Source organism: Sphingomonas sp. Leaf20 (assembly GCF_001421535.1).
Taxonomy (GTDB): domain Bacteria; phylum Pseudomonadota; class Alphaproteobacteria; order Sphingomonadales; family Sphingomonadaceae; genus Sphingomonas.
The window spans coordinates 1-11353 of record NZ_LMKN01000004.1 but is presented as its reverse complement, the minus strand read 5'-3'; the positions used below and the strand labels follow the sequence as shown (position 1 = coordinate 11353).

The window sequence follows — 11353 nt, the reverse complement described above, 5'->3', positions numbered from 1 at the left end:
GTCACAGGTTCAAATCCTGTCCCCGCAACCATCTTGATTTGCAATGCCTCCCCGGAAACCCCCGCGGAGGCTTTTTGCGTTTCTGGACACACGCATAGAAGCAACATTTACGTCAGCGCGCCGAGCGACTGGACGGACAATGAGGCAATTTTCTCCGCTGGCGTTGCCGTAGCGATAGACGAATGGATCCGATCAACGGCAGCGCATCCAGGGTTTAACGTACTGCCGAGATGCGTGCCCCTCAGGGTTCCCGTCGAAGGGGCCAGCATTAAGTGCTGTTGCCCCACCTTGCGTGATTGCGACCGCAGGACCGAAGCATTCGATGTGAGGCCGCTAAATCGGCTTGCGTGGCTTGCCTACGCCGAGTGCGCTTGGCCGCGGAAGACGTCGCTGATCGCATTGTCGAAGTGCGAATCCATGAGCGCGGCTGCCTCGGTCGGCGCCCGGTCTGCAATTGCCTGCGCGATGTCCTGATGCACGTGGAAGACCACGTCGCGTTGCGCACCATCTCGTTCGCGAGACCGGATAGGATGCGGGCGTCGAGATCGTCCTGCCGGATGGTCAGGCGGTTCCCACAAAAGGCTGGGCCTTTCTTTGATGCCACCTGACAGCCGAACCGCGTGCGACCAGATTTGGCATAGCTCGAACCGCATTCGCCGCAGGTCATCTTGCCGGATGTCAGATATTTCGGGCGCTGCTGTGCGAAGAAGGGCAGGGCAGGGACGGCGTCCCGGGCCTTCCTCGGGCCACGCCGCAGCGACTGTTGCCGGTCCTTGACGCTCTGCCATAACGTGTCGCTGACGATGCGCAGATCTGGTGCTGCGACCGTGGTAGCCTGCTGCTCTTCTGCATTCAGGAATGCATGTCGTTTACCGGTATCGGGATTCTTGCGGTACGTCTGGCGGGCGTAAGCGCGTTTACCGACATAAAGTTGGTTGTTGAGCATGCCAGTACCACGCTCGGCGTTGCCGGTCAGCGTGTTGGGCGTCCATGCAGGTGGATTGCTCGAAGTTGCCCGATCACGTCGACCGCTGCGCGGGGACGGTACGCCTTCCTCGTTAGGGCGGCGGACGATGCTGCGGGGCGATATGCCAGCAGCATAGTCTTCGAAGATCCGTACGACGATAGCGGCTTGCGCCGGCACGATCTGCTGCAGACCCCTGGTACGTTCACCATTCAGGTCGTAGGCGATGCGTTTCTCATAGCTATATGCCGTGCCGCCGGGATTCTTTCCCATTGCGTGCCGCTTGATCAGAGCATCGCGAGTTTTCAAGCTGGTCGCGGCGATCTGTTCGGCGTTGATCGTTCCCATCATGCCGATTTGCAGCGCCCCGACCTCGCCTTCCTTGCGTGTGACAAGGAGAATGCCACGGAACTTCAGTCTTTCGTACAGCGAAGCAATGTCCGCCTGGCTTCGCGACACCCGGTCCATCGCATCTGCGAACACTACGTCGACGCCCCCGGTTCCTACCGCGGCGAGTAACGCCTGTAGCCCGGCCCGGTGGATTGTTGCGCCGGACTGCGCACCATCTGTGTAGCAGCCGACCTCGGTCCATTTTCGCTGTGCGAGTTCGCGACGGCACATCGTCAACTGCGTGTCGATCGATAGCGGATCTTGGAGATCCGTCGNCTGTGTAGCAGCCGACCTCGGTCCATTTTCGCTGTGCGAGTTCGCGACGGCACATCGTCAACTGCGTGTCGATCGATAGCGGATCTTGGAGATCCGTCGAATAGCGTGCATACAGCAGTACGCGCATCAGCTTTCCTCAACTTCGTTTCGCTGAACGTTCCCGTCTACATTATAGCCTTCTGCTGTCCTGTTCAGAGCAGCTCGTCTTCGGAATTCGGCCCGTGCAAGATCGCGCGCCAGCAGCTTTGATAGCTCGATGGCCAAGCTGCTGGAGCAGCGGAGTGGGGGGCGTCGGTCGCACATCACCTACATAGTCGCCAGCAAGACTGGCCTTCCCGTCCTACCCCCCTAGAGAAGAATCTGTCGCTAACTCGTCGCGGAGATTGGTGAAAACTGGTGGAAAGCGGCCTGTCTAGTTTCGGGCGGCGGTCGGCGTAAACGGACGTCCGTTCATCTATGGGGCAGGGTACGACAGGCCGTTTTTGAGGCGCAAACCCCCGTCCGCTTTCAGACAGTGTTCAGAGACAAATAGACGTTTGTTCATGCCGCGGTCGGGGCCTTGAACGCTCGCCTCCCTCGAATACAAAGCGGTCGCGTTGGCGGGGTAAGCAATAAATGACTTTCAACCGTAGGGAAGCAGATGCAGCTCTGATGATATTCGTCAATTAACAGAACTGGCATTTAATTCAGCATGTAGCGCGTTGCTGAAATTGCGAGTTACTGCTTCTAGCGAGATACCAGGTGTCTACAAGTGCCAATCAATCTCGTGACTCATTAAGTGATAGGCCATTCAGGTTTGAGTCAAATGTCGAGACGATAGAAAAGGCGTTAATCGTACAATGCGAGACTGGAAAGCTTAATCTCTGGTGCTGCATCGCGATATGGCCCATGCCATCCTTAGGAATGCGTGCAACCGGCCCTGCATTTTTGTAGGAGGCAGCCTTGTTCAGTTCATATAATATCGCGCTTGATCCCATGATAGCGAAGCTGCGACTGCATGCAGAAGTATCGGACCATGATCGGGATGCTATGTTGGCCCTTCCATGCGTCTTGCGCATTGTTGATAAACGTCGCTCGCTTATTCGAAACGACAATACGCCGGAATATGGCGCCATAATCCTCAAGGGCTTTTCATTCGGACACAAAACTACACGCGACGGGCTCAGGCAAATTGTCTCTTTTCACACACCGGGACAAATAGTCAATATTCAGCAGCTATTCCTGAAGTCGTTTGATCACGAGATTCACGCCATGACAAAATGTGAGGTGGCCATGATACCTTTGTCGGCACTTCGACATCTCGCCTTAAGTCGGGTGTCCATCACTATGGCATTGTTCGCTCAGGCGATGGTGGAGTCGTCCATCTATCGACAGTGGATGCTGAACGTGGGGCGGCGCGATGCTCGTTCCCGCGTAGCGCATCTCTTGTGTGAGTTCGTTGTAAGACTAGGCGATGAGGGTATCGCTCCGGGGCGGGCTTATTATATTCCCATGACGCAGCAACAAATCGGGGACGCTGTTGGCTTAACTTCGATCCATGTGAACCGAGTTCTGAGGGCATTTATCAATGAGGGGGTATTGTTCAAAAAGGGAAGTGAGGTACGGTTCTTAAAATGGGAAAAGTTGCAGGACGTAGCCGGGTTCAATAGTCGATATTTGCATGTCGGAGATCCTGTCGAGGGCGTGGACTACAGCAATGATGCAGGACATCAGAGGCAGTAGACTGCCAAAGTATCAGCCTTTTCGCGATCGGAAAGTTAGGGCCATATTGCAACGATCGAGCCCCGGACCGTAACCATTCCGAACGATATCAGTCGTTTGAAATCCGAAGCGACGGTAAAAGTTAACCGTGTGTTGACTTGTATTCAAGATGACTCGTGTCACTCCGATCTGTTGCTTAACGGCCTGCAACCTCGCCTTTGTTAGCACGCGACCCAAACCGGATCTGTGGGAGTCGTTTTCGACCATTCCCCAGCAGAGGGAAGCCGTCTCATCATCCGCGTCGACAACTACTCCCCCACAGCCAACTAGTTTGCCATCGCGTTCGATTACGAGATAACCGCAGCTATCAGCACGCTCCTCCAAAAACCTTTCGTAACCAAAGCGTTCCTCGTGGTCGAAGAAGGCAGGCACGTTGCTGTCGAAAATCGCGAGGCAAGCGTCACGGTCAGTGACATCGAAGGGACGGGTGTTTGGCATAGGCTCCGGCGAACGATGAAGCGCTCGTTATTTCCCGGCAAGCTTTGCCGTGCAATTTAAATGATTACGGTTTCGTGTGATGGGGGCGAAAAAGATCGCGCATTTTTAACGGCTTGGCCGTTGGCGCGGTATAGGTGTCACCGTGTCACACGCAAATCTACTATCGACCGTGCCCACTGGGGACGTAATATGCTGGATCGATGAAAGACAAGACGGCGCGAACAAAAAACGATCTCCGGGATCAGATTGAAGCGGCAATTGCACTTGCCGATGAGCTAGGCCTACCGCTGGTCGGTGCCCTGCTAGACAGCGCGCTCAGTGTTATGCCGGCGAACGTTCATCATTAAGCTAGGGTCAGAGCATCGAGTACCTGCCGGTCGGCGGGATTGAATAATAGCGGCCTTCATGTGGCTGGCGGCCTGTCAGATGGCGGTGTCGCCTTGATCAATATCTGTAGAAGCACAGGCTCGAGGTTTAACGATGGCGTAACGCGAGTGATCTCGACCCGCCGAAACGGGTCGAGATTTATCGTTACATAGATGCAAGCATCTCAATGTGATGCTGGACAGTGGGCGCAATGGCCGATGCGACCTGCTTCAGCGCAGGCGCGGTACCGGATGTGGCAAAGCCTTGGTGCAGGGCGAGGGCCTGCTGATGAGCCGTTTTCTGCTGCTTGATATAGAGTGCGTCGCGAGCCGGTCCCTTGGACGCCTTAAGCGCAGCGATATTTTTACGCCCCATGGGGTCGAGCATTGGGGGCTTTGGCGTCAGGCCGGACTGGGTAGCCGCGGTTTTCACGTCTGCGGTGCTTTTGTTGTGGTCGCTTACCATCATCGTGGCAAACTGCTTCAGCTCGCTGTTCTTTGTCGTGGCCATAACGAGATTGCTCGATTGAATCTCGTACTGGTCAGACGCGCCAGCTTTCATGACATAGGTGGCAGGGGAAGGCGCGCTCTGCGCCGCTGCCAGTGTGGGGATAGCGATCAGTGCTACTACTACTGCGAGCCGCTTCATTATTTTCTCCTGAGCGTTGTATTTGTGTGAGATTAGAAGGGCTCAGCACGTCATCGCGTTCCCTTCGCGGCGGACATGCAGGCATGATCTTAATGTTGATTTATACGATTTCGGATGCTGCCATCGCATATGGCTGACCCATTACGTCGTTGCGGGCATCGTAGCTCGAAGTAATTTACGCGGAGGATGATGCGCCAGAACTGCATCTAATCTGCTGCTCAAGAGCCATAATCATGCAAACTCGCAGTAGGCGGAACGGCTACACACGCTTCAGACAGAATGGGGTTCGTCAGGGCCTTCACATGTAATTACAACTAAGTCGGGGGATCATATATGATCGACGAACCGACCGCAGACGCCGCACGTTTTGGCAACGATAACGAGATACGTCGCATCCTGGAGGAAGTGGCGGCGTTTACTGGAATGGGATTTGTCGCGTTCGCGCGTGTGACGGAGACGCGCTGGATTGCGTGCCAGGTGTTCGACCAGATCGACTTCGGCATGCTGCCGGGGGACGAGCTGCGCAAATTGAAACCACAGAGGAATGGTTAGGGGACTATGACCCTTTCTACCGTTCCGTATGCCATCGTCGTTGAAGACGATCCCATCATCATGATGGCGACCAGTTACATTCTGGAAGAGGCAGGCTTTAGGATTTACGAAGCCTACGATGGAGACGAGGCGGTTCGAATGTTGGATGAGAAGTGGGAGAGCACCATCCTCCTTTTCTCCGACGTGGATATGCCCGGCTCGATGAACGGCTTTGCTCTAGCGCGCTACGTCGCGGAGCGTTGGCCACTGATCGAGATCGTTATCGCTTCCGGCCATCAGTCCCCCAAGGAGGGCGACATGCCTGCGAAGGCGACGTTCGTAACCAAGCCATTCAACCAACGAATGATCCACGAGCATCTGCAGGAAATACTGCCTGACGAAGATAAACCCGAGCCGTTGAAAACGGCAGTCTAACCCCGCAGTTTTCGCCGTAGCCGTTTGAAGTAATCGTCACTTCTTCATTTGGGGATCGTCGGGCCAAGTGGCGTGGGAGCGATGTGAATGGGACGTGCTCCGCAGTCCGTGCAGCGAAGGTAACCCGGTAGGTTTTCCATCGCGACGTTCTTCCGCTTTAGAAAGGCCCAGCGGGTGAGCAGGTCGCGATGCACGACCCCCTGATGCCCACATGAGCAGACGCATCCCACGTTCGCGTTGTGGTGGCTAAAATCATTCAGCGATCTCAAGCGGCCATTGCCCACCTCACAGCGGAAGCGGAAGCTGCGCCATATCCGTCTGGATAGGTTGATACAGGGCGCTGTCGATGTGCCGCGCCAATTCATGATGCGCATGCGCACGAAGCCGCTCATTGGGCACAGTGAGGCCGATCTTCGCCCAAGCTGGCGCTTCTTCGAGCAAGGCTGCGATCCTGTCGAGTGTTATGACGCTGGCCATCAAAAGGTATCCGGGGAATAGGTCGCGTAAAGGGATAGTCCTCGGGACGTGAATTCAGACTCGATCGGCGCCAGCAGGCTTTCGGGGCCATCCTCCATCGCCTGAAAATAGATCGTCTGTATCTCACACGGCCGCAATTCGGGGATGACCTCCACGATCAGAATGTGAGTTTGAGACAATGGTTGAGCGCCTACGCGCATCGAGTCGATTGCATGTTCCACGAGAACAAATGTCGAACAGGCGAACCAGTGTCAATCGCTCGGTTCAAAGAAATGACGTTTCAAACTCCAATATCAGGGCGATATAAGTTAGATTATGATGTGCATCAGCCGACGATTGCTTCTGCAATCTCGAAGCCTATCTTGGTCACATGAGGCCGGTGTCGGCGGTCAAAAGATACTGGATAAGCGAGGAATGAAGATGGATCGTAGAAACGGCATCAATTGCCCTCGCATGTTCGCGAGCCAGCTTGAAGACATGATAGCATATGCCGATTCGCAACAAGACTTTGCTCTTGCTGCTTGGCTGAGTCAGGCCCTTGACCGGCTCATGGAATCGCACGTCAATCCTTGATGTGGGTTGCGTTCCGTTACGGAATTGGCTGATATCGCTTCGCAATAAGACGGGAGCGACACGTGACAGGGAACGACGAAGCCGCTCAACTTGCCGACGCGATCTTGCGCTTTCGGCGTCATCGGACGCGAATCTTCTCACGCGATATCGTTGGGGAACCGGCGTGGGAGACGATGCTGGAAATCTTCGTCGCCGACGCCAGGGGTTTACCTATGACGGGACGGCTGGTGGCGGAGCGGCATCATGTTCCTGGCGCCGTGATGTCGCGCTGGCTCAAACACCTGACGGCGGACGGCCTCCTAGTTGGTGACGGCACCGGTAATCTAGACGACGAACTGACCCTTTCGGGAGCAGGGATGGAAAAGATGGAAGAGGTTTTAATCGAAGCCCGCTCCCTCAAAGACACTTTCGTGCCTCGCACTCGCGCGGTTGGCTAATCCCGAGAATTAGGCTCAGAGCCGGTAGCTATGGATGAATGCCGTTGGGACAATCGTTGGCTATATCGGAATGGCCGAGACAGGAAGGAAACGACGCTCGGCCGCCTTGGCGGAGTGGCAGATCCTCGCGAGCTAGGTCGCTGCGCACAAAGCCCGGACTGCATCGTCTGGAGAGCGGTTCGCGTTAGACTGACGGCACCGACCGGCCGCTTGGCTTTCCTACGACATTCGCGAGCGGATAGCCGGGCTTCAAAATCTGTCATTCGCAAAGATGAACCAGCGTCCGAAGTTGGCAAGCGAGGGAAGGGGCGTGAACGTCCGGGTATGGGTCCGAACGGCTGAGCTGCCTCGGGAAGCTCGTCTTGGCGGAAGGCCGCGAAAGCATAAAAGAGAAACCCCAACCGGCGAACCGGCTGGGGTCTATCGAACCCCTAGCTTGCATCGCCGAGGGCTCTGCCGGATCACTCCGGACTTAAGCCTGATGCCCAGCAAGCCGGGCAGCGCAGGAACGGAGTATATATAGGCCAACGTGACCTAAGGTTCAATGACGATCCCGATGGCAGCCGAGACGGCCCTGCGAAGCTGCTCAACCTGAGCCTTATCGAGCTCGATCTGATGATATTGCCGAACGCCGGTTACATGATGCTTGCTGTGTGGAAGATTGAGACGAGCGTAGCCCACCGTGGCTACCATATCGCATTTAGCCCAGCGCGGGCCTGGCCCCCACGGATCTGGAATATCGTTAGGCACCTCGACGTGCCATGCTTCAACTGGGGCAGGGACAGACATCGATAAAGGTACGATGGTCACGAGAGCGTCGCGGCGCTTCAGCTTGGGTGAGATCGTGACCGCCAGTCGCCGCTTGATCATCTCTGGAGCTCGAAAGCCAGTCGTATAGTCACAGATAACGATCGTGCCCGGTCGCGGGTGATAAGGAAGCGGCATAGATACTCGTAACGTACGGCTCCACGCTGCACCAGCGTCCGCCGTGGTCAATCACTGACGCTCCCTAGGACGTGAACGAATGGCCGAATTTGGGAGGCGGTCAACCAGCCGCGAACGTCCGCTTCTGGGTCGGTCAGGTCAATGCGTTCGCAGGTGTCCACTGCGGCACCTGCTGGTCCTGCCATAGTCGCAGGCGTCGCCAGTCCAGCGCATCGTAGACAGCTGTGGTCCCTACAGCATCGTTTAGTGGCAGTGCCGCAGCGGCCTCACGCAGAAAACGAGGTCGAAGCGCGTCATCCTCCAGATAGGCTGCCTCCCACCAGCCGATGATGCGATCTCGCGCATTTGCCATTGCAGCGGCCGATGGTAGGCGGTCGCGCTTCTCGTGCTGATTAACTCGGGTGTGCGCCGGCATCAGGTTCCACAGATCCCCGCATGGCCAAACCGACCATGGCAGGCAGTGGTCGATGTCGAAGCTGTTCGGCTTGAGGGGGCGTCCCGTCCAGACGCACTCGATCGGCTGCCCGCGACCGAGCAGCCGCTGGACCACGTCGCGACCAAGAGCGGTGGTGCGAACCGGCTCTACCCACGCCAGGGCGCCTTCTGCAGCGCCGGGCGCGACCGCCAGACCCATGCGGTCGGCATAGACGCGGATGAGACGGGACCATTCAGCGACCAGCATGGGTTCGATCCAGGACCCAAACCGCGACATAGCCCGCCACAGGTGGCCCGGCACCTCGATCAGGCCCCAGCCGCACAGCGTCTCAAGGTCGAGCACGGTTGCGGATGCACCGCCCCGCCGCCCGCGGCTGACGCCGAACACCTGCATGTCACTGTTGGGATAGCGGGTGAAGGTCGCCGGCATTTTGGCGATTGTGTGAGCAGCCCGGGACAGCGCGGAAGCGATGGCGTGGGCCTGCTCGCCGGCGAAGACCGCACCAACCCGTAGCTCGACCGGTGCCGTGCCGAGCGCGAGCAGTGCTGCAAACCCGTCCTTGGCGAAGCCCAGTCGCTCCATGCCGACATTACCCGGCATCTGCGGGAGCCTCGCCCGAACCAGGGGCAGGTACATTCTAAGCCAGTTCAGTGCGACCAAGCCCAGCGGCACTTCGACTGCATCGCGGCCCTCGGGCGCTGGCGTAGCTGCGGCAGGCGCATACTCGGCGATGCGTGCCACGGCTCGGAGCAGTGCCAGCTTATAGGTGGATGACTTCTCGTCGGACAAGACGATGCCGCGCACCAGAGGAAGCGCGCCGGTGCCGTCATCGGGCATGCGTAGCGCTATGACGTCCCATGTTACACCGGCGCGTCCGCCCTGATCGCTGGAGGTCGCAACCCGTAACACCTCCAGCCCATGCGCCCGGGCCAGCCCCTCGATCTCGGCGGTTGAGGTCGGGTGCATCTGCATACCGGACGGGGCGGGACCGTGGCGCAGCGTCATCACCAGCACACCGCCCGGCTTCAACAGAGTGGCGAGTTTGCGGAAGGCACGGGGCCGATCGGCAGGCGCGACGTGCTGCCAAACGGCTGACAGCAGGACGAAATCGTAGGCAAGTCCAAGCCCATAGACATGGTCGAGCGAGGGCAGGGTATCGTTGACCCACCTTACGCCGTCGTTTCTATGCTTCTCGGCCGCGATCCGGCGCATACCTGCAGCAGGCTCGACCGCCACAACCTCGTAGCCTCGTGAGGTGAGCCAGGCCGCGTCACGTCCTGTGCCGGCGCCGACGTCGAGCGCCAGCTTGCTGTCGCTGCCGTCAGGGATAACCGGCAACACCTCCGCCAGCATACGCTCGGATGATACCGCCTCGTACCGCTCGGCTAGCATGTCGGCTTGGCCGTCATAGGCAGCAACGACGTCGAGGTAGCTGTTCAAGCGTCGAGGCCCGCGAAACGGGCACGGTGCCGAGCGACATAGTCGGGGCGCGGGTGGAGCCGTGGATCGACCGGCAGGCGAACGCGCTCGCCAGGTTGTGGGAACAGCCGAATGAGCTCGGACGGCACCTTGTTGTGCGACACCAGCAGCCGGCACTCATCGTCGAGGCTGATGAGGTGACGGTCGAACAACCAGTGCGCGGTCGCGGACAGAGCAATGCCGTTCTGCACTACGTCCGGCCCGCCATCGGCGACGCTCCAGATATGCGCGGCCTGAGCTTCGGCCTTTCCGCCGCCATTGACCATACGCAGCCCCGTCACCGCGCAACGGTTGTCATATGCGTCCAGCACATGGCCGCGGAAGGCGGCGCTGCGCACCTTGCGGTTGACCAGTAGCTGCGCCACGCGCCGTTCGTCGGGCGGTGAGGCCAGCAATGCGGCCGTGGAGGCGTCGATGTGGCGGGGATCGAGTTCGAGCCGGATCGCGTGTTCGGGCGATAGCGTGTCGACCAAGCCGGCGTTCACGATGGCAGCAAAGTCAGCATCATCAATGGCTCGAACCGATCGACCGCGTAGCGTCCGACCAACGACGGCGGGGTTGTCCAGCTCGCGCAGCATACGCTCAAGAAAGCGGCCGTCAGGATCGCGATACGGCACGGGACGATCGAACTCGATGAAGTCGCTGATGCGGGCGTAAAAGAGCGTGCGGTCGGCGGGATCAGGGTCGATGCTGCGCACCAGGCCGGCCGCCACATAGGCCTTGCGCCCACCCGCCGAGCCGGTTTCGCGGTAGATGATCCAATCGCCGACGCATGCTTCGGCTGCGCGCAGGTAGATGCGTGGGAAATGGTACCGCTCCGCGATCATGTCGTCGTAGCGCGATGCACCGCTGATTTCGAACACACCCTTCATGCCAGGATCGTGACGCGGTTCTCGGGTTGGAGCAACCTTGCTAACAACGGTCAGCGGTCAGCGGTCAGCGGTCAGCGGTCAGCGGTCAGCGATCGTGGAACACGCTACTGCTGAACGAACGGCCGCTTTCGGGGAGTCCAGATGCGGCCTCGAACGTCCTGTTCTGGGTCGAGGCGGTAGCCGGGACAAAACACGTAGGATGTCAGGTATCTGCAGCATCGTCGTTGTGCAGGTCTTTCGGATTGTAATCATAGTCGACGAGGTCGCCTGGTCGGCAATCAAGAGCGGCGCATAGCCGGGCCAGTGTTGCGAACCGGATGCCGCG

At 58.3% G+C, this 11353-nt stretch carries 13 protein-coding genes; 5 read left to right on the top strand and 8 right to left on the bottom strand.

The annotated features are described in order from the left end of the window. Nucleotides 1–268: 268 nt before the first annotated feature. Entirely contained in the window at nt 269–1603 is a 1335-nt protein-coding gene (locus ASE72_RS21180) for a recombinase family protein (RefSeq protein WP_443024737.1), read from the bottom strand. A 969-nt stretch (nt 1604–2572) separates the two neighbouring features. On the opposite strand from ASE72_RS21180, the gene ASE72_RS08215 reads away from it, so the two are divergent. Next, nucleotides 2573–3352 (top strand): Crp/Fnr family transcriptional regulator, encoded by a 780-nt coding sequence (locus tag ASE72_RS08215; protein ID WP_156350315.1) that lies wholly within the window; start codon nt 2573–2575, stop codon nt 3350–3352. Nucleotides 3353–3364: 12 nt separating this feature from the next. Here the strand turns inward: ASE72_RS08215 and ASE72_RS21175 are convergent, their stop codons facing one another. Next, a complete protein-coding gene (locus ASE72_RS21175) occupies nt 3365–3829 on the bottom strand; it encodes a GNAT family N-acetyltransferase (protein WP_082445901.1) in 465 nt (154 codons plus the stop codon). A 200-nt stretch (nt 3830–4029) separates the two neighbouring features. Here ASE72_RS21175 and ASE72_RS20210 point away from each other — a divergent pair, with 200 nt between their 5' ends. Beyond that, the gene (locus tag ASE72_RS20210; RefSeq protein WP_156350313.1) at nt 4030–4176 is read left to right on the top strand and encodes a hypothetical protein; all 147 of its coding nucleotides are present in this window, start codon (nt 4030–4032) and stop codon (nt 4174–4176) included. 184 nt (nt 4177–4360) lie between these two features. On the opposite strand, the gene ASE72_RS08210 is transcribed toward ASE72_RS20210, so the two are convergent. Then, nucleotides 4361–4843: a DUF4142 domain-containing protein gene (locus tag ASE72_RS08210; RefSeq protein ID WP_056019498.1), complete on the bottom strand. Its 483-nt coding sequence runs from the start codon at nt 4841–4843 to the stop codon at nt 4361–4363. A 333-nt stretch (nt 4844–5176) separates the two neighbouring features. On the opposite strand from ASE72_RS08210, the gene ASE72_RS20645 reads away from it, so the two are divergent. Next, entirely contained in the window at nt 5177–5395 is a 219-nt protein-coding gene (locus tag ASE72_RS20645) for a hypothetical protein (protein ID WP_056019494.1), read from the top strand. Nucleotides 5396–5401: 6 nt separating this feature from the next. Further along, nucleotides 5402–5809 carry a response regulator gene (locus ASE72_RS08200; protein WP_056019491.1) on the top strand — a complete coding sequence of 136 codons (408 nt, stop codon included), beginning with the start codon at nt 5402–5404 and terminating at the stop codon, nt 5807–5809. A 285-nt stretch (nt 5810–6094) separates the two neighbouring features. On the opposite strand, the gene ASE72_RS08195 is transcribed toward ASE72_RS08200, so the two are convergent. Continuing rightward, on the bottom strand, nt 6095–6286 hold the full coding sequence (locus ASE72_RS08195; protein ID WP_056019488.1) for a DUF6771 family protein: 192 nt from the start codon (nt 6284–6286) through the stop codon (nt 6095–6097). Nucleotides 6287–6921: 635 nt separating this feature from the next. Between ASE72_RS08195 and ASE72_RS08180 the strand changes: the two genes are divergently transcribed. Next, the gene (locus tag ASE72_RS08180; RefSeq protein WP_056019478.1) at nt 6922–7296 is read left to right on the top strand and encodes a hypothetical protein; all 375 of its coding nucleotides are present in this window, start codon (nt 6922–6924) and stop codon (nt 7294–7296) included. Between the two features lie 534 nt (nt 7297–7830). Here ASE72_RS08180 and ASE72_RS19630 read toward each other — a convergent pair. From ASE72_RS19630 to ASE72_RS19625, 4 genes are all read right to left on the bottom strand, one after another. Further along, the gene (locus tag ASE72_RS19630; RefSeq protein WP_082445900.1) at nt 7831–8241 is read right to left on the bottom strand and encodes a type II toxin-antitoxin system PemK/MazF family toxin; all 411 of its coding nucleotides are present in this window, start codon (nt 8239–8241) and stop codon (nt 7831–7833) included. A 133-nt stretch (nt 8242–8374) separates the two neighbouring features. Then, entirely contained in the window at nt 8375–10117 is a 1743-nt protein-coding gene (locus ASE72_RS08175; protein WP_056019475.1) for a class I SAM-dependent methyltransferase, read from the bottom strand. Beyond that, complete coding sequence (locus ASE72_RS08170; protein WP_056019472.1) at nt 10114–11028, bottom strand: HNH endonuclease; 915 nt, start codon at nt 11026–11028, stop codon at nt 10114–10116. Before ASE72_RS08170 ends, ASE72_RS08175 begins: the two co-directional genes overlap by 4 nt. A gap of 202 nt (nt 11029–11230) precedes the next feature. Beyond that, nucleotides 11231–11347 (bottom strand): helix-turn-helix domain-containing protein, encoded by a 117-nt coding sequence (locus tag ASE72_RS19625; protein ID WP_082445903.1) that lies wholly within the window; start codon nt 11345–11347, stop codon nt 11231–11233. Between the last annotated feature and the right edge of the window lie 6 nt (nt 11348–11353).

What these genes read in the sequence shown, in the direction of transcription:
- ASE72_RS20210 (WP_156350313.1), top strand. Translation starts at nt 4,030, where the DNA reads ATGAAAGACAAGACGGCGCGAACAAAAAACGATCTCCGGGATCAGATT.
- ASE72_RS08195 (WP_056019488.1), bottom strand. Translation starts at nt 6,286, where the DNA reads ATGGCCAGCGTCATAACACTCGACAGGATCGCAGCCTTGCTCGAAGAA.
- ASE72_RS08170 (WP_056019472.1), bottom strand. Translation starts at nt 11,028, where the DNA reads ATGAAGGGTGTGTTCGAAATCAGCGGTGCATCGCGCTACGACGACATG.
- ASE72_RS21175 (WP_082445901.1), bottom strand. Translation starts at nt 3,829, where the DNA reads ATGCCAAACACCCGTCCCTTCGATGTCACTGACCGTGACGCTTGCCTC.
- ASE72_RS08200 (WP_056019491.1), top strand. Translation starts at nt 5,402, where the DNA reads ATGACCCTTTCTACCGTTCCGTATGCCATCGTCGTTGAAGACGATCCC.
- ASE72_RS20645 (WP_056019494.1), top strand. Translation starts at nt 5,177, where the DNA reads ATGATCGACGAACCGACCGCAGACGCCGCACGTTTTGGCAACGATAAC.
- ASE72_RS08210 (WP_056019498.1), bottom strand. Translation starts at nt 4,843, where the DNA reads ATGAAGCGGCTCGCAGTAGTAGTAGCACTGATCGCTATCCCCACACTG.
- ASE72_RS19630 (WP_082445900.1), bottom strand. Translation starts at nt 8,241, where the DNA reads ATGCCGCTTCCTTATCACCCGCGACCGGGCACGATCGTTATCTGTGAC.